31 protein-coding genes are annotated in these 16,267 nt (G+C 54.9%); all 31 read right to left on the bottom strand.

The window, feature by feature from the left end:
• Positions 1-21: 21 nt before the first annotated feature.
• Positions 22-489 carry a bacterioferritin gene (bfr, locus tag AC1RMX_RS21070; protein WP_085733015.1) on the bottom strand — a complete coding sequence of 156 codons (468 nt, stop codon included), beginning with the start codon at positions 487-489 and terminating at the stop codon, positions 22-24.
• A gap of 149 nt (positions 490-638) precedes the next feature.
• Entirely contained in the window at positions 639-2,093 is a 1,455-nt protein-coding gene (locus tag AC1RMX_RS21065) for a catalase (RefSeq protein WP_493072920.1), read from the bottom strand.
• A 238-nt stretch (positions 2,094-2,331) separates the two neighbouring features.
• Positions 2,332-2,718, bottom strand: a complete 387-nt coding sequence (gene rplQ / locus AC1RMX_RS21060) for a 50S ribosomal protein L17 (protein ID WP_007955635.1) — start codon at positions 2,716-2,718, stop codon at positions 2,332-2,334.
• 42 nt (positions 2,719-2,760) lie between these two features.
• Positions 2,761-3,762 carry a DNA-directed RNA polymerase subunit alpha gene (locus tag AC1RMX_RS21055; RefSeq protein WP_003186012.1) on the bottom strand — a complete coding sequence of 334 codons (1,002 nt, stop codon included), beginning with the start codon at positions 3,760-3,762 and terminating at the stop codon, positions 2,761-2,763.
• Positions 3,763-3,784: 22 nt separating this feature from the next.
• On the bottom strand, positions 3,785-4,405 hold the full coding sequence (gene rpsD, locus AC1RMX_RS21050) for a 30S ribosomal protein S4 (protein WP_003176404.1): 621 nt from the start codon (positions 4,403-4,405) through the stop codon (positions 3,785-3,787).
• Positions 4,406-4,423: 18 nt separating this feature from the next.
• Positions 4,424-4,813, bottom strand: a complete 390-nt coding sequence (rpsK, locus tag AC1RMX_RS21045) for a 30S ribosomal protein S11 (RefSeq protein ID WP_002555466.1) — start codon at positions 4,811-4,813, stop codon at positions 4,424-4,426.
• 30 nt (positions 4,814-4,843) lie between these two features.
• Positions 4,844-5,200, bottom strand: a complete 357-nt coding sequence (gene rpsM / locus AC1RMX_RS21040) for a 30S ribosomal protein S13 (protein WP_009045849.1) — start codon at positions 5,198-5,200, stop codon at positions 4,844-4,846.
• 130 nt (positions 5,201-5,330) lie between these two features.
• On the bottom strand, positions 5,331-5,447 hold the full coding sequence (rpmJ, locus tag AC1RMX_RS21035) for a 50S ribosomal protein L36 (protein ID WP_002555468.1): 117 nt from the start codon (positions 5,445-5,447) through the stop codon (positions 5,331-5,333).
• Positions 5,448-5,474: 27 nt separating this feature from the next.
• A complete protein-coding gene (secY, locus tag AC1RMX_RS21030; RefSeq protein WP_003228718.1) occupies positions 5,475-6,803 on the bottom strand; it encodes a preprotein translocase subunit SecY in 1,329 nt (442 codons plus the stop codon).
• Complete coding sequence (gene rplO / locus AC1RMX_RS21025) at positions 6,804-7,241, bottom strand: 50S ribosomal protein L15 (RefSeq protein WP_003228720.1); 438 nt, start codon at positions 7,239-7,241, stop codon at positions 6,804-6,806. It abuts the gene before it with no gap.
• 3 nt (positions 7,242-7,244) lie between these two features.
• Complete coding sequence (rpmD, locus tag AC1RMX_RS21020) at positions 7,245-7,421, bottom strand: 50S ribosomal protein L30 (RefSeq protein WP_003176408.1); 177 nt, start codon at positions 7,419-7,421, stop codon at positions 7,245-7,247.
• Between the two features lie 2 nt (positions 7,422-7,423).
• Entirely contained in the window at positions 7,424-7,924 is a 501-nt protein-coding gene (rpsE, locus tag AC1RMX_RS21015) for a 30S ribosomal protein S5 (protein WP_007955637.1), read from the bottom strand.
• A 3-nt stretch (positions 7,925-7,927) separates the two neighbouring features.
• Positions 7,928-8,278 carry a 50S ribosomal protein L18 gene (gene rplR / locus AC1RMX_RS21010; RefSeq protein WP_003186037.1) on the bottom strand — a complete coding sequence of 117 codons (351 nt, stop codon included), beginning with the start codon at positions 8,276-8,278 and terminating at the stop codon, positions 7,928-7,930.
• Between the two features lie 10 nt (positions 8,279-8,288).
• Complete coding sequence (gene rplF / locus AC1RMX_RS21005; RefSeq protein WP_025129400.1) at positions 8,289-8,822, bottom strand: 50S ribosomal protein L6; 534 nt, start codon at positions 8,820-8,822, stop codon at positions 8,289-8,291.
• 12 nt (positions 8,823-8,834) lie between these two features.
• Positions 8,835-9,227 (bottom strand): 30S ribosomal protein S8, encoded by a 393-nt coding sequence (rpsH, locus tag AC1RMX_RS21000; RefSeq protein ID WP_003228724.1) that lies wholly within the window; start codon positions 9,225-9,227, stop codon positions 8,835-8,837.
• Positions 9,228-9,436: 209 nt separating this feature from the next.
• Positions 9,437-9,742, bottom strand: a complete 306-nt coding sequence (gene rpsN / locus AC1RMX_RS20995; protein ID WP_003228726.1) for a 30S ribosomal protein S14 — start codon at positions 9,740-9,742, stop codon at positions 9,437-9,439.
• A 13-nt stretch (positions 9,743-9,755) separates the two neighbouring features.
• Positions 9,756-10,295 (bottom strand): 50S ribosomal protein L5, encoded by a 540-nt coding sequence (rplE, locus tag AC1RMX_RS20990; RefSeq protein WP_003210069.1) that lies wholly within the window; start codon positions 10,293-10,295, stop codon positions 9,756-9,758.
• Positions 10,296-10,315: 20 nt separating this feature from the next.
• Entirely contained in the window at positions 10,316-10,630 is a 315-nt protein-coding gene (rplX, locus tag AC1RMX_RS20985; protein WP_003186046.1) for a 50S ribosomal protein L24, read from the bottom strand.
• Between the two features lie 11 nt (positions 10,631-10,641).
• Positions 10,642-11,010 carry a 50S ribosomal protein L14 gene (gene rplN, locus AC1RMX_RS20980; protein WP_002555479.1) on the bottom strand — a complete coding sequence of 123 codons (369 nt, stop codon included), beginning with the start codon at positions 11,008-11,010 and terminating at the stop codon, positions 10,642-10,644.
• 23 nt (positions 11,011-11,033) lie between these two features.
• Positions 11,034-11,300 (bottom strand): 30S ribosomal protein S17, encoded by a 267-nt coding sequence (gene rpsQ / locus AC1RMX_RS20975; RefSeq protein WP_003194644.1) that lies wholly within the window; start codon positions 11,298-11,300, stop codon positions 11,034-11,036.
• A gap of 2 nt (positions 11,301-11,302) precedes the next feature.
• On the bottom strand, positions 11,303-11,494 hold the full coding sequence (rpmC, locus tag AC1RMX_RS20970; protein ID WP_002555481.1) for a 50S ribosomal protein L29: 192 nt from the start codon (positions 11,492-11,494) through the stop codon (positions 11,303-11,305).
• A complete protein-coding gene (gene rplP / locus AC1RMX_RS20965; protein ID WP_003228729.1) occupies positions 11,494-11,907 on the bottom strand; it encodes a 50S ribosomal protein L16 in 414 nt (137 codons plus the stop codon). The genes rpmC and rplP overlap by 1 nt, the downstream gene beginning before the upstream one ends.
• A gap of 12 nt (positions 11,908-11,919) precedes the next feature.
• Positions 11,920-12,606, bottom strand: coding sequence for a 30S ribosomal protein S3 (rpsC, locus tag AC1RMX_RS20960; protein ID WP_003176422.1), 687 nt, complete (start codon positions 12,604-12,606; stop codon positions 11,920-11,922).
• A 13-nt stretch (positions 12,607-12,619) separates the two neighbouring features.
• On the bottom strand, positions 12,620-12,952 hold the full coding sequence (gene rplV / locus AC1RMX_RS20955) for a 50S ribosomal protein L22 (protein ID WP_003103908.1): 333 nt from the start codon (positions 12,950-12,952) through the stop codon (positions 12,620-12,622).
• A gap of 11 nt (positions 12,953-12,963) precedes the next feature.
• Complete coding sequence (gene rpsS, locus AC1RMX_RS20950) at positions 12,964-13,239, bottom strand: 30S ribosomal protein S19 (RefSeq protein ID WP_011336172.1); 276 nt, start codon at positions 13,237-13,239, stop codon at positions 12,964-12,966.
• Positions 13,240-13,255: 16 nt separating this feature from the next.
• Positions 13,256-14,080, bottom strand: a complete 825-nt coding sequence (gene rplB, locus AC1RMX_RS20945) for a 50S ribosomal protein L2 (RefSeq protein ID WP_003186055.1) — start codon at positions 14,078-14,080, stop codon at positions 13,256-13,258.
• Between the two features lie 14 nt (positions 14,081-14,094).
• A complete protein-coding gene (gene rplW, locus AC1RMX_RS20940; protein ID WP_002555488.1) occupies positions 14,095-14,394 on the bottom strand; it encodes a 50S ribosomal protein L23 in 300 nt (99 codons plus the stop codon).
• Positions 14,391-14,993 (bottom strand): 50S ribosomal protein L4, encoded by a 603-nt coding sequence (gene rplD / locus AC1RMX_RS20935; RefSeq protein ID WP_003228735.1) that lies wholly within the window; start codon positions 14,991-14,993, stop codon positions 14,391-14,393. The genes rplW and rplD overlap by 4 nt, the downstream gene beginning before the upstream one ends.
• A 12-nt stretch (positions 14,994-15,005) precedes the next feature.
• Positions 15,006-15,641, bottom strand: a complete 636-nt coding sequence (rplC, locus tag AC1RMX_RS20930; protein ID WP_007955641.1) for a 50S ribosomal protein L3 — start codon at positions 15,639-15,641, stop codon at positions 15,006-15,008.
• Between the two features lie 80 nt (positions 15,642-15,721).
• Positions 15,722-16,033, bottom strand: coding sequence for a 30S ribosomal protein S10 (gene rpsJ, locus AC1RMX_RS20925; protein WP_003186070.1), 312 nt, complete (start codon positions 16,031-16,033; stop codon positions 15,722-15,724).
• A 157-nt stretch (positions 16,034-16,190) separates the two neighbouring features.
• On the bottom strand, positions 16,191-16,267 hold a 77-nt coding region (locus AC1RMX_RS20920; RefSeq protein WP_223268883.1), incomplete at its 5' end, for an EF-Tu C-terminal domain-related protein.

Raw genomic sequence — 16,267 nt, 5'->3', positions numbered from 1 at the left:
GCTTTTTTGTATCTGACGCAATCAGGATGTGTGAGATTGCAGGTAGTTCTGAATGCCGATCAGCTTGATCAGGCCCAACTGCTTTTCTAGCCAGTAGGTGTGGTCTTCTTCGGTGTCGTGCAACTGAAGCTTGAGGATGTCGCGGCTTACGTAGTCGCCATTCTTTTCGCACAGCTCAATGCCTTTGCACAGCGCGGCACGCACCTTGTACTCAAGGCGCAGATCCGCTTCGAGCATGGTCTCCACCGTGGTGCCGACGTCCAGGTCATCCGGACGCATGCGCGGTGTGCCTTCCAGCATCAGAATGCGGCGCATCAAAGCGTCAGCATGACCGGCTTCTTCTTCCATCTCGTGGTTGATTCGTTCGTAGAGCTTGGTGAATCCCCAGTCCTCATACATCCGCGAGTGAACGAAATATTGGTCACGCGCGGCCAGTTCGCCGGTCAGCAACGTGTTGAGGTAATCGATAACGTCTGGGTGGCCTTGCATCGCCCTACATCTCCCTTCTTGAAAGTCTGTAGTTTGAACCAACCTGACTGCGAGGTCACTCACTTCGCGCAATAAAAGCGAAGATATTCTGAGAAAAGCAGGTTAAATCACGCAAAAACCGCCATAATGAGGGCGGTTCTGCTTCTCGTTTAGACTTCGTTAAGCTGTACGTTGAGCAGCTTTGCGATTGCTTCTCCATACGCCGGGTCGGCCTTGTAGAAATGCTGCAACTGGCGGTCGACGACATCACTCGAAACACCCGTCATCGCACCGGCAATGTTGCTGACCAACAGCGCTTTCTGTTCGTCGCTCATCAAACGGAACAGCGCACCGGCATGGCTGTAGTAGTCGGTGTCTTCGCGGTGATCGTAGCGATCAGCCGCGCCACTCAAGGCCAGCGCAGGCTCAGCGTAATGCGGCGCCTGCTTTGGCGACTCTACGTAGCTGTTCGGCTCGTAGTTAGGCGTCGCACCACCGTTGCTGCCAAAAGCCATCGAACCATCACGCTGGTAGGTATTCACTGGACTGCGTGGGGCGTTCACCGGCAGTTGCTGGTGATTGGTGCCTACGCGATAGCGATGCGCATCGGCGTAGGCAAACACGCGACCTTGCAGCATGCGATCCGGCGAAAGACCAACACCCGGGACCATGTTGCTCGGGCCGAATGCAGCTTGCTCGACTTCGGCGAAGTAGTTCAGCGGGTTGCGATTCAACTCCAGCTCTCCGACTTCGATCAGCGGGAACTCCTTCTGCGACCAGGTCTTGGTCACGTCAAACGGGTTCTCGTAATGTGCTGCGGCCTGGGCTTCGGTCATGATCTGGATGCACACGCTCCATTTCGGGAAGTCGCCGCGCTCAATGGCCTCGAACAGATCACGTTGCGCGTAATCAGGATCGGTACCCGCCAGGCGTGCCGCATCTGCCGGCGCAAGGTTCTTGATCCCTTGCTTGGTTTTGTAGTGCCACTTCACCCAATGACGTTCGCCTTGCGCACTGATCAAGCTATAGGTGTGACTGCCGAAGCCGTGCATGTGGCGGTAGCCGTCAGGAATACCTCGGTCAGAAAACAGAATGGTGACCTGGTGCAGTGCCTCAGGCGAGTGCGACCAGAAATCCCACATCATCTGCGCACTTTTCAGATTGCTCTGCGGCAGGCGTTTCTGGGTGTGGATAAAGTCGGGGAATTTCAGCGGATCACGAATGAAGAACACTGGCGTGTTGTTGCCGACGATGTCCCAGTTGCCTTCTTCGGTGTAGAACTTCAGTGCGAAACCACGAGGGTCGCGCTCAGTGTCAGCGGAACCACGCTCACCGCCAACCGTAGAGAATCGCAGGAAAGTCGGCGTCTGCTTACCCACCGCAGAGAACAGTTTGGCGCTGGTGTACTGCGTGATATCGCGAGTGACGGTGAAAGTACCGTAGGCGCCCGAGCCCTTGGCGTGCACGCGGCGCTCAGGAATGTTTTCACGGTTGAAATGGGCAAGCTTCTCGATCAAGTGAAAGTCATCGAGCAGCAACGGACCACGCGGCCCGGCAGAGCGGGAGTTCTGGTTATCGGCGACTGGCGCGCCGCTGGCAGTCGTAAGCGTCTTGTTCTGGCTCATGCGATCTTCTTCCTCTGTCAGTCTTGAACTGCCGGCTAATCGGCTTGTTGGGGAGTATCGATCATCAACATGACAGCCACAAATTCATTAACTCATGGTCATCAATAGAAAAAAGCTAACGATAAATCCCCACACATAGTGCAGACACAAACAGGGTAGAAGCTTGTACGAACCGCGCATTTCTTGCGGGCACAAAAAACCGGGCACTAGGCCCGGTTTTTTGTTTCAGACTGACGTCTTACTCAGCGGATACAGCTTCACCGCCGACAGCACGATCAACCAGTTCGACGTACGCCATAGGCGCGTTGTCGCCAGCGCGGAAACCGCACTTGAGGATGCGCAGGTAGCCACCCTCACGGGTAGCGTAACGCTTGCCCAGGTCGTTGAAGAGCTTACCAACGATAGCTTTCGAACGAGTACGGTCGAAAGCCAGACGACGGTTAGCAACGCTGTCTGTCTTGGCCAGAGTGATCAGCGGCTCGGCAACGCGGCGCAGTTCTTTGGCTTTTGGCAGAGTAGTTTTGATCAGCTCGTGCTCGAACAGCGACACTGCCATGTTTTGGAACATGGCCTTGCGGTGCGAGCTGGTGCGGCTCAGGTGGCGACCACTTTTACGATGACGCATGGTTCATTCCTTACCAAACACTACGTTCGGTGATTACGACGATCAGGCAGTCGCCTTGTCGTCCTTCTTAAGACTTGCAGGCGGCCAGTTGTCGAGGCGCATGCCGAGGGACAGACCGCGGGAGGCCAGAACGTCCTTGATTTCAGTCAAGGATTTCTTGCCCAGGTTCGGAGTCTTCAACAGCTCTACTTCGGTGCGCTGGATCAGGTCACCGATGTAATAGATGTTTTCCGCCTTAAGGCAGTTAGCCGAACGTACAGTCAGTTCCAGATCGTCAACCGGGCGAAGCAGGATCGGATCGATCTCGTCTTCCTGCTCGACAACCACTGGCTCACTGTCACCTTTGAGGTCGACGAACGCAGCCAACTGCTGTTGCAGGATGGTTGCAGCACGACGGATAGCCTCTTCAGGATCCAGAGTACCGTTGGTTTCCAGATCAATAACCAGCTTGTCCAGGTTGGTACGCTGTTCGACACGGGCGTTTTCCACCACGTATGCGATACGGCGAACCGGGCTGAACGAAGAGTCAAGCTGCAAGCGACCGATGCTGCGGCTTTCGTCTTCATCGCTCTGACGCGAGTCTGCTGGTTCATAACCACGACCACGAGCTACGGTGAGCTTCATGTTCAGGGCGCCGTTAGACGCCAGGTTAGCGATTACGTGATCGGGATTAACGATCTCGACATCATGATCCAGCTGAATATCGGCAGCGGTAACCACCCCCGAACCCTTCTTCGACAAGGTCAGCGTAACTTCGTCACGGCCGTGCAGCTTGATAGCCAGACCTTTAAGGTTCAACAGGATTTCAATTACGTCTTCCTGTACACCTTCGATGGCGCTGTACTCGTGGAGCACACCGTCAATCTCGGCCTCGACTACTGCGCAGCCGGGCATTGAGGACAACAGGATGCGGCGCAGCGCGTTGCCCAGGGTGTGGCCGAAACCACGCTCGAGAGGCTCGAGAGTGATCTTGGCGCGGGTTGGACTGACAACCTGCACATCAATATGGCGGGGTGTCAGGAACTCATTTACCGAAATCTGCATGGATGCACCTATTTTCTAGCCCTTACTTGGAGTAGAGCTCGACAATCAGGCTTTCGTTGATGTCGGCGGACAGATCACTGCGAGCAGGAACGTTCTTGAAAACGCCCGACTTCTTCTCAGTGTCTACTTCTACCCACTCTACGCGGCCACGTTGAGCACACAGATCGAGAGCTTGGACAATGCGAAGTTGATTTTTTGCTTTCTCGCGAACAGCGACCACGTCACCAGCACGAACCTGGTACGAAGGAACGTTTACGGTCTGACCGTTAACGCTGATCGACTTGTGCGATACCAACTGACGGGATTCGGCACGAGTCGAACCAAAGCCCATACGGTATACGACGTTGTCCAGACGGCATTCGAGCAGTTGCAGCAGGTTTTCACCGGTTGCACCTTTCTTGCCAGCAGCTTCTTTGTAGTAGCCGCTGAATTGACGCTCGAGAACGCCGTAGATACGACGGACCTTCTGCTTTTCACGCAGTTGGGTGCCGTAGTCGGACTGGCGACCGCGGCGTTGGCCGTGGATACCAGGTGCTGCTTCAATGTTGCACTTCGATTCGATCGCGCGCACGCCGCTCTTCAGGAAGAGATCGGTGCCTTCGCGACGAGCGAGTTTGCATTTTGGACCAATGTAACGAGCCATTCTTTACAATCTCCTGGATTACACGCGGCGCTTCTTCGGCGGACGGCACCCGTTGTGCGGGATTGGCGTCACGTCGGTGATGCTGGCGATCTTGTAGCCACAGCCGTTCAAAGCGCGGACTGCGGATTCACGACCTGGACCTGGACCCTTGACGTTCACGTCGAGGTTTTTCAGGCCGTATTCCAGCGCAGCTTGACCAGCACGCTCAGCAGCTACTTGAGCAGCGAACGGGGTGGACTTGCGGGAACCGCGGAAACCCGAACCACCGGAGGTAGCCCAGGAAAGAGCGTTACCTTGACGGTCGGTAATGGTCACGATGGTGTTGTTAAAAGAAGCATGGATGTGGGCGATGCCATCAACCACTGTCTTTTTAACTTTTTTACGAGGACGAGCAGCAGGTTTTGCCATGATTAAATTCCTGTCGATTCGCTGGGGCGATTACTTGCGGATCGGCTTACGCGGACCTTTACGGGTACGCGCGTTGGTCTTGGTACGCTGACCGCGTACTGGCAGACCACGACGATGACGCAGACCGCGATAGCAACCGAGGTCCATCAAGCGCTTGATTTTCATGTTGATTTCGCGACGCAGGTCACCTTCAGTGGTGAACTTCGCCACTTCGCCACGCAGCTGTTCAATCTGCTCGTCGCTCAGATCCTTGATCTTTGCGGCTGGGTTTACCCCAGTCTCTGCACAAATCTTCTGTGCAGTAGTGCGACCAACACCATAGATGTAGGTCAGCGAGATAACAGTATGCTTGTTATCTGGAATGTTAACGCCTGCAATACGGGCCATTCAGTGGGACTCCAATTGACAGCTACCTACGCCCCGGAAGCCAAGAAATAGGGCGCGAGATAATATCGCTGTAATAACAAATAATCAACCCGGCAGCGCACTAGCTGCCGGGCTTGAAGCACAATCACACTCAGCCTTGGCGCTGTTTGTGACGCGGTTCCGCGCTGCAAATTACTCGAACAACACCTTCGCGGCGAATAATCTTGCAGTTACGGCACAGCTTTTTCACCGATGCACGAACTTTCATCACCAACTCCTCGAACCTTATGGGTACTCAGCGCAACATGCCGCTGCCGTAACCCTTCAGGTTGGCTTTCTTCATCAGGGATTCGTACTGGTGCGAAACGAGGTGCGATTGTACTTGGGACATGAAGTCCATCACAACCACGACCACGATCAGCAACGAGGTCCCGCCAAGGTAGAACGGAACGTTTGCTGCAACCACCAGGAACTGGGGCAACAGGCACACGGCCGTCATGTAAAGAGCACCGAACATGGTCAAGCGAGTCAGAACGCCATCAATGTAGCGCGCGGACTGCTCACCTGGACGGATGCCCGGAATAAAGGCACCGGACTTCTTCAGGTTTTCCGCTACGTCTTTCGGATTGAACATCAACGCCGTATAGAAGAAGCAGAAGAAAATAATCCCTGCACTAAACAGCAGAATATTCAACGGCTGACCAGGAGCGATCGACTGCGAGATGTCCTGCAACCAGCCCATACCTTCAGACTGACCGAACCAGGCACCCAGCGAAGCCGGGAACAGCAAAATGCTGCTCGCGAAAATAGCCGGAATAACACCGGCCATGTTCACCTTCAGCGGCAAGTGGCTAGTCTGCGCAGCGAAAACCTTGCGGCCTTGCTGACGCTTGGCGTAGTGAACGGCGATACGACGCTGACCACGCTCAATGAACACCACGAAACCGATAATCGCTACTGCCAGCAAACCGATGGCAACCAAGGCGAAGATGTTGATATCACCCTGACGCGCAGACTCGAAAGACTGCCCGATTGCTCTCGGAAGACCGGCGACGATACCCGAAAAAATCAACATCGAGATACCGTTGCCTACACCACGCTCAGTAATCTGCTCACCCAGCCACATCATGAACATCGCACCAGCCACAAAAGTGGATACCGCGACGAAATGGAAGCCAAAGTCACCAGTGAACGCAACGCCCTGCCCCGCCAGACCAATGGACATGCCAATGGCCTGGACGAGAGCGAGGACGACGGTGCCGTAGCGGGTGTACTGGCTGATCTTGCGACGGCCAGCTTCACCTTCCTTCTTCAACTGCTCCAGCTGCGGGCTGACGGCGGTCATCAGTTGCATGATGATCGATGCCGAAATGTACGGCATGATCCCCAGTGCAAAAATGCTCATCCGCTCCAGCGCGCCGCCGGAAAACATGTTGAACAAGCTAAGAATGGTCCCCTCATTCTGTCGAAACAGGTCCGCGAGTCGGTCCGGGTTGATACCTGGAACCGGGATGTGTGCGCCTATTCGGTAGACGATAATCGCCAGGAACAGAAAACGCAGACGAGCCCAGAGTTCAGACATACCGCCTTTGCCGAGCGCAGAGAGAGCACCTTGCTTAGCCATTTATTCCTCGAACTTGCCGCCAGCTGCTTCGATAGCCGCACGCGCACCTTTGGTGGCGCCGATTCCCTTGCCGATAGTGACAGCGCGAGTCACTTCACCGGACAGCATGATTTTCACACGCTGTACGTTGACGTTGATCACGTTGGCATCTTTCAGGGACTGCACGGTGACGATGTCGCCTTCCACTTTAGCCAGCTCGGACAGACGCACTTCTGCGCGGTCCATGGCCTTCAGGGAAACGAAACCGAACTTCGGCAGGCGACGATGCAGCGGCTGTTGACCGCCTTCAAAGCCTGGAGCAATAGTGCCACCGGAGCGGGAGGTCTGACCTTTGTGACCACGGCCACCAGTCTTACCCAAACCACTACCGATACCACGGCCCGGACGATGCTTTTCGCGACGGGAACCCGGCGCTGGACTCAGATCATTGAGTTTCATCGATTAACCCTCGACACGCAGCATGTAGTAAGCCTTGTTGATCATCCCGCGATTCTCGGGAGTATCCTGGACTTCTACAGTGTGACCGATGCGACGCAGACCCAGACCCTTAACGCACAGTTTGTGGTTAGGGATGCGGCCGGTCATGCTTTTGATCAGCGTAACTTTAACGGTAGCCATGATTACTTGATCTCCTCAACACGCAGGCCACGCTTGGCTGCGATGGACTCAGGAGACTGCATAGCCTTCAGACCCTTGAAAGTGGCGTGAACCACGTTTACAGGGTTAGTCGAGCCGTAGCACTTGGCCAGAACGTTCTGAACGCCAGCAACTTCGAGGACAGCACGCATAGCGCCGCCAGCGATGATACCGGTACCTTCAGAAGCAGGCTGCATGTACACCTTCGAAGCGCCGTGAGCGGACTTCATTGCGTACTGCAGAGTGGTGCCGTTCAGATCAACCTGGATCATGTTGCGGCGAGCAGCTTCCATTGCCTTCTGGATCGCAGCAGGCACTTCACGCGACTTGCCACGGCCGAAGCCAACACGCCCTTTACCATCACCAACCACGGTCAACGCGGTGAAAGTGAAGATACGGCCGCCTTTAACGGTTTTGGCTACGCGGTTAACTTGAACCAGCTTCTCAATGTAGCCTTCGTCGCGCTTTTGGTCGTTATTTGACATAACTTAGAACTCCAGCCCAGCTTCACGAGCAGCATCAGCCAGCGCTTTAACGCGGCCGTGGTACTTGAAGCCAGAGCGGTCGAAAGCCACCTGCGAGACGCCAGCGGCCTTAGCACGCGTAGCGACCAGCTGGCCAACCTTAGTGGCCGCGTCGATGTTGCCAGTGGCGCCATCACGCAGTTCTTTATCCAAAGTCGAGGCGCTTGCCAGGACTTTGTTGCCGTCGGCCGAAATGACCTGGGCGTAGATGTGCTGCGACGAGCGGAACACGCAGAGACGCACGACTTCGAGTTCGTGCATTTTCAGGCGTGCTTTGCGAGCGCGACGCAGTCGAGTAACTTTTTTGTCGGTCATTTGCTATGCCCTACTTCTTCTTGGCTTCTTTACGACGGACGACTTCGTCCGCGTAGCGCACACCTTTGCCTTTGTACGGCTCTGGTGGACGGAAGTCGCGGATCTCGGCGGCCACTTGACCTACCAGCTGCTTGTCGATGCCCTTGATCAGGATATCGGTCTGGCTAGGGGTCTCAGCGGTGATGCCTTCCGGCAGTTCATAATCCACTGGGTGCGAGAAGCCAAGAGCCAGGTTCAGCACTGTGCCTTTTGCTTGCGCTTTGTAACCAACACCGACCAGCTGGAGCTTGCGCTCGAAGCCTTGGCTTACGCCCTGGACCATGTTGTTAACCAACGCACGAGTGGTACCGGCCATTGCGCGAGTTTGTTGATCGCCATTGCGAGCAGCAAAACGCAGCTCACCGGCTTCTTCAACGATCTCAACGGACGAATGGACGTTCAGTTCGAGAGTGCCCTTGGCACCCTTCACCGAAAGCTGTTGGCCTGCGAATTTGACTTCGACACCGGCTGGCAGCTTAACGGGGTTCTTAGCGACGCGAGACATGCTTATCCCCCCTTAGAACACAGTGCAAAGAACTTCGCCGCCGACACCGGCAGCGCGCGCAGCACGATCAGTCATCACACCTTTGTTGGTGGAGACGATAGACACACCGAGACCGCCACGTACTTTTGGCAGATCTTCGACGGACTTGTACTGACGCAGGCCTGGACGGCTAACGCGCTTGACTTCTTCGATGACCGGACGGCCTTCGAAATATTTCAGCTCGATAGACAGCAGTGGTTTTGTTTCGCTGCTGATCTGATAACCCGCGATGTAACCTTCGTCCTTCAGGACTTTAGCTACAGCCACCTTCAACGTGGAAGAAGGCATGCTTACGACGGACTTTTCAGCCATCTGGGCATTACGGATTCGAGTTAGCATGTCCGCTAACGGGTCCTGCATACTCATGGGCTAGACGCTCCTAATACAGAAAAATTAGCCTTGCGGCTACTACTTGTCGCCGAGAAATTCCGGGCATAAAAAACACGGGCTCAGGCGAGCCGGTCATTCTAGACATACCCCAGAAATGAATCAAGCCCCAAAAGGGGCTTGATTCATGTTCAAGGCCACCGATGGTCAGGTTCTTGCGAACCCGACCATCGAGACTTTGACAGCAATTACCAGCTGGCTTTAACCAGACCTGGAACGTCACCACGCATTGCAGCTTCACGCAGCTTGTTACGGCCCAGGCCGAACTTGCGGTAAACGCCGTGCGGACGACCAGTCAGGCGGCAGCGGTTACGCATGCGCGAAGCGCTTGCGTCACGTGGCTGCTTCTGCAGAGCTACGGTAGCTTCCCAACGCGCTTCTGGACTTGCGTTCAGATCAACGATGATAGCTTTCAGCGCTGCACGCTTGGTGGCGTACTTGGCAACGGTGAGCTGACGCTTCAGCTCACGGTTTTTCATGCTCTTCTTGGCCATTTTCCTACTCCAATCAGTTGCGGAACGGGAATTTGAAAGCACGCAGCAGAGCGCGGCCTTCATCATCGTTCTTGGCAGTGGTGGTCAGGGTAATGTCCAGACCGCGGAGAGCATCGATCTTGTCGTAGTCGATTTCCGGGAAAATGATCTGCTCTTTCACGCCCATGCTGTAGTTGCCACGACCATCGAAGGACTTGGCATTCAGGCCGCGGAAGTCGCGAACCCGAGGCAGGGAGATCGACAGCAGACGATCCAGGAACTCGTACATACGCTCACGGCGCAGGGTCACTTTGACGCCGATCGGCCAACCTTCACGGACTTTAAAGCCAGCGATGGATTTGCGAGCGTAGGTCACAACGACTTTCTGGCCGGTGATCTTTTCCAGGTCAGCAACAGCGTGCTCGATGACTTTTTTGTCGCCGATCGCTTCGCCCAGACCCATGTTCAGGGTGATTTTGGTAACGCGCGGAACTTCCATCACGTTCGAAAGCTTAAGTTCTTCCTTAAGTTTCGGAGCGATTTCCTTCCGGTAAATCTCTTTTAGTCGTGCCATGGTCTTCTACCTAGCAGTGTTCAAGCATCAACCGCTTTTTGGGTCGACTTGAAGACACGAATTTTTTTACCGTCTTCTACTTTGAAACCAACGCGGTCAGCCTTGTTGGTTTCGCCGTTGAAGATGGCGACGTTAGAAGCGTGCAGTGGCGCTTCTTTCTCGACGATACCGCCCTGTACGCCCGACATCGGGTTAGGCTTGGTATGACGCTTGACCAGGTTCAGACCACCAACAACCAGACGGTTGTCAGCAAGAACCTTCAGCACCTTACCGCGCTTACCTTTGTCTTTGCCGGCGATCACGATGATCTCGTCGTCACGACGAATCTTTTGCATGTCGGATCTCCTTACAGCACTTCTGGGGCGAGCGAGACGATCTTCATGAACTTCTCAGTACGAAGTTCACGGGTCACTGGCCCAAAGATACGGGTGCCGATCGGCTCTTGCTTGTTGTTCAGAAGAACAGCAGCGTTGCCATCAAAGCGGATAATGGAGCCATCAGCACGACGTACGCCGTGACGAGTGCGGACTACAACAGCAGTCATCACTTGGCCTTTTTTCACCTTACCGCGAGGAATTGCTTCCTTCACGGTAACTTTGATGATGTCACCGATACCAGCGTAACGACGATGGGAGCCACCCAGCACCTTGATGCACATAACGCGGCGAGCGCCGCTGTTATCGGCCACATCGAGCATGGATTGAGTCTGAATCATATAATTTCTCCGACCCCTAGCCCTTAGACTTCCACAGCGCGTTCGAGAACATCAACCAGCGCCCAAGACTTGGTCTTGGCCATCGGACGAGTTTCACGAATAGTGACTTTGTCGCCGATGTGGCACTGATTGGTTTCGTCGTGCGCGTGCAGCTTAGTCGAACGCTTAACGTATTTACCGTAGATCGGGTGCTTAACGCGACGCTCGATCAGAACGGTGATGGTTTTGTCCATCTTGTCGCTGACAACACGGCCAGTCAGCGTACGGACAGTTTTTTCGGCTTCAGCCATGATCACTTACCTGCCTGCTGGTTGAGCACAGTCTTCACGCGAGCGATGTCACGCTTAACTTGCGAGAGCAGATGAGACTGCCCCAACTGGCCAGTTGCTTTCTGCATACGCAGATTGAACTGGTCGCGCAGCAAGCCGAGCAGTTGCTCGTTCAGCTGCTGTGCGGATTTTTCACGAAGTTCATTCGCTTTCATCACATCACCGTCCGTTTAACAAAGGAGGTGGCGAGCGGCAGCTTTGCAGCAGCCAGGGCGAAAGCCTCACGCGCCAGCTCTTCAGAAACACCCTCGATTTCATACAGGACTTTGCCTGGCTGAATCTGGGCAACCCAGTACTCCACGTTACCCTTACCTTTACCCATACGAACCTCGAGAGGTTTCTTGGAGATCGGCTTGTCCGGGAATACACGGATCCAGATCTTGCCGCCACGTTTTACGTGACGGGTCAGAGCACGACGCGCTGACTCGATCTGACGAGCGGTGAGACGACCACGAGCTACAGACTTCAGCGCGAACTCGCCGAAGCTGACTTTGCTACCGCGCAGTGCCAGACCACGGTTGTGGCCGGTCATCTGCTTGCGGAACTTCGTACGCTTTGGTTGCAACATTTGGCGTACCCCTTACTTAGCAGCTTTTTTACGAGGCGCTGGTGCTTGTGGTTTCAGTTCTTCTTGGCGACCACCAATTACTTCGCCCTTGAAGATCCAAACCTTTACACCGATCACACCGTAAGTGGTGTGAGCTTCGTAGTTGGCATAGTCGATGTCGGCACGCAGGGTGTGCAGTGGCACACGACCTTCGCGATACCATTCAGTACGTGCGATTTCAGCACCGCCGAGACGACCGCTCACTTGGATTTTGATGCCTTTGGCACCAATGCGCATGGCGTTTTGTACAGCGCGCTTCATAGCGCGACGGAACATTACGCGACGCTCCAGCTGCTGAGCTACGCTCTGCGCAACCAGCATACCGTCGAGTTCCGGCTTGCGGATCTCTTCGATATTGATGTGCACAGGCACACCCATTTGCTTGGTCAGGTCCTGACGCAGTTTCTCAACATCTTCACCTTTCTTCCCGATAACGATACCTGGACGAGCGGTGTGGATGGTGATGCGTGCAGTTTGGGCCGGACGATGGATATCGATACGGCTTACGGACGCGCTTTTTAGTTTGTCTTGGAGGTATTCACGCACCTTCAGATCAGCGAACAAGTAGTCCGCATAAGTCCGACCGTCTGCGTACCAGACGGAGGTGTGCTCCTTGACGATTCCCAGGCGAATGCCAATGGGATGTACTTTCTGACCCATCTCTTCGACTCCGTTACTTGTCAGCAACCTTGACAGTGATATGGCAAGACCGCTTGACGATGCGATCAGCACGGCCTTTGGCACGTGGCATGATGCGCTTCAGCGAACGCCCTTCGTTGACGAAAACGGTGCTGACCTTCAGGTCATCAACATCTGCGCCTTCGTTATGCTCGGCGTTGGCTACGGCCGACTCCAGCACTTTTTTCATGATCTCGGCGGCTTTCTTACTGCTGAAAGCCAACAGGTTGAGCGCTTCGCCCACCTTCTTCCCGCGGATCTGGTCGGCGACCAAGCGGGCTTTCTGGGCGGAGATTCGAGCGCCCGACAACTTAGCGGCTACTTCCATTTCCTTACCCCTTAACGCTTGGCTTTCTTGTCTGCCACGTGCCCGCGATAGTTGCGGGTACCGGCGAACTCGCCCAGTTTGTGGCCGACCATGTCTTCGTTAACGAGAACTGGGACGTGCTGACGACCGTTGTGTACTGCGATGGTCAGACCGACCATTTGTGGCAGGATCATCGAACGACGCGACCAAGTCTTAATTGGTTTGCGATCGTTCTTTTCCGCCGCCACTTCGATCTTCTTCAGTAGGTGAAGATCAATAAAAGGACCTTTTTTCAGAGAACGTGGCACTGTCGTATCCCTCTATTTACTTGCGACGACGGACGATCATTTTGTCGGTACGCTTATTACCACGAGTCTTCGCGCCCTTAGTCGGGAAGCCCCATGGCGATACCGGATGACGACCACCAGAGGTACGACCTTCACCACCACCATGTGGGTGGTCAACCGGGTTCATGGCAACACCACGAACGGTTGGGCGAACGCCACGCCAGCGCTTGGCACCAGCTTTACCCAGCGAACGCAGGCTGTGCTCGGAGTTCGAGACTTCGCCCAGGGTCGCACGGCATTCAGCCAGTACTTTACGCATTTCACCGGAACGCAGACGCAGGGTCACGTAAACGCCTTCACGAGCGATCAGCTGAGCCGAAGCACCAGCGGAACGAGCGATTTGTGCGCCTTTACCTGGCTTCAGTTCGATGCCGTGTACGGTGCTACCAACTGGAATGTTGCGCAGTTGCAGAGCGTTGCCCGGCTTGATCGGTGCCAGAGCACCTGCGATCAGCTGGTCGCCAGCGCTCACGCCTTTAGGGGCGATGATGTAGCGACGCTCGCCATCTGCGTACAGCAGCAGAGCGATGTGAGCAGTACGGTTTGGATCGTATTCGATACGCTCGACAGTGGCAGCGATGCCATCTTTGTCGTTGCGACGGAAGTCGACCAGACGATAATGCTGCTTATGACCACCACCGATGTGACGAGTGGTAATACGGCCATTGTTGTTACGACCACCAGACTTCGATTTTTTCTCGAGCAGCGGTGCGTGAGGAGCGCCTTTATGCAGCTCCTGGTTGACCACCTTGACCACAAAACGGCGGCCAGGGGAAGTCGGTTTGCATTTAACGATTGCCATGATGCACCCCTTCCTTACTCAGCACTGCTGCTGAAATCGAGATCTTGGCCTGGCTGAAGGGAGATAACTGCCTTCTTCCAGTCATTACGCTTGCCCAGACCGCGAGCGGTGCGCTTGCTCTTACCCAGAACATTCAGGGTAGTAACACGCTCAACTTTCACGCTGAACAGGCTTTCGACGGCCTTCTTGATTTCCAGCTTGGTTGCGTCAGTAGCAACCTTGAAAACGAACTGGCCTTTCTTGTCTGCCAGAACCGTAGCCTTCTCGGAAACGTGCGGGCCAAGCAGAACTTTAAATACGCGTTCCTGGTTCATCCCAGCAGCTCCTCGAATTTCTTCACGGCCGACACGGTGATCAACACCTTGTCGTATGCGATCAGACTAACTGGATCGGAACCTTGCACGTCACGTACATCTACGTGTGGCAGGTTGCGAGCAGCCAGGTACAGGTTCTGATCAACAGCGTCCGACACGATCAGAACGTCGGTCAGGCTCATGTTGTTCAGTTTGCCCAGCAGGTCTTTGGTTTTCGGAGTTTCAACTGCGAAATCCTGAACCACAACCAGACGATCAGTACGCACCAGCTCAGCAAGGATGGAACGCATTGCTGCGCGGTACATCTTCTTGTTCAGCTTCTGGGAGTGATCTTGTGGACGAGCTGCGAAAGTGGTGCCGCCGCCGCGCCAGATTGGGCTACGGATAGTACCGGCACGAGCACGGCCAGTACCTTTCTGACGCCATGGGCGCTTACCGCCACCACGAACGTCGGAACGGGTCTTTTGCTGCTTGCTACCTTGACGGCCGCCGGCCATGTAGGCCACGACTGCTTGGTGAACCAGCGTCTCGTTGAACTCGCCGCCAAATGTCAGTTCGGAAACTTCGATCGCTTGAGCGTCATTTACATTTAATTGCATGTCAGCTTCCCCTTAACCGCGAGCCTTGGCTGCTGGACGTACAACCAGGTTGCCGCCAGTAGCGCCAGGAACAGCACCCTTGACCAACAACAGATTGCGTTCAGCGTCCACGCGCACTACTTCCAGGGACTGCACGGTCACGCGCTCAGCGCCCATATGACCGGACATTTTTTTGCCCTTGAATACACGACCAGGAGTCTGGCACTGGCCGATAGAGCCTGGGACGCGGTGGGATACGGAGTTACCGTGGGTGTTATCTTGCCCGCGGAAATTCCAACGCTTGATCGTACCCTGGAAGCCTTTACCTTTGGACTGACCGGTTACATCAACCAGTTGACCAGCGGCGAAGATTTCAGCGTTGATCAGATCGCCGGCCTGGTACTCGCCTTCTTCAAGGCGGAATTCCATTACGGTACGACCAGCGGCAACGTTCGCTTTAGCGAAGTGGCCAGCCTGAGCAGCTGTTACACGGGAAGCACGACGCTCGCCGACAGTGACTTGCACTGCACGATAGCCATCGGTTTCTTCAGTTTTGAACTGGGTGACGCGATTCGGCTCGATCTCAATGACCGTGACCGGAATGGAGACACCTTCTTCGGTGAAAATACGGGTCATACCCGCTTTACGACCGACTACACCAATAGTCATGTTGTAAACCTCATGAGTGTACGGGGCTTTCACCCGCTATGGCCGCCCATTTCAGAGCGTTACACGACTAAGACCGAGTCTTAGCCGAGGCTGATCTGCACTTCCACACCGGCCGCAAGATCAAGCTTCATAAGTGCATCAACGGTTTTATCCGTTGGCTGGACGATGTCCAGAACGCGCTTATGAGTGCGGATTTCGTACTGGTCACGCGCGTCTTTGTTGACGTGCGGGGAAACCAGAACGGTAAACCGCTCTTTACGGGTAGGCAGTGGAATTGGACCACGCACTTGAGCACCAGTACGTTTCGCGGTTTCCACGATTTCCTGGGTTGATTGGTCGATCAGGCGATGGTCAAAAGCCTTCAACCTGATACGGATTTGCTGATTTTGCATTGGATTTCAGACTCCGGCTGCTATTCCCACCGGGCGCAATACGCCCGTTAAAAGGAGGCGCAATTCTATAGACGCCCCAGATAGGTGTCAACCCAATAAAAAAGCCCCCGCTAAGCGGGGGCTTTTTCAACTCATCAAAGCTATCTCAAAAAAGAGATTACTCGATGATTTTGGCTACGACGCCAGCGCCGACGGTACGACCGCCTTCACGGATAGCGAAACGCAGACCGTCTT

Source organism: Pseudomonas sp. GW822-FHT03F04 (genome assembly GCF_058801405.1).
The sequence above is the reverse complement of the archived record's forward strand: the minus strand, read 5'-3'. Positions and strand labels throughout refer to the sequence as shown.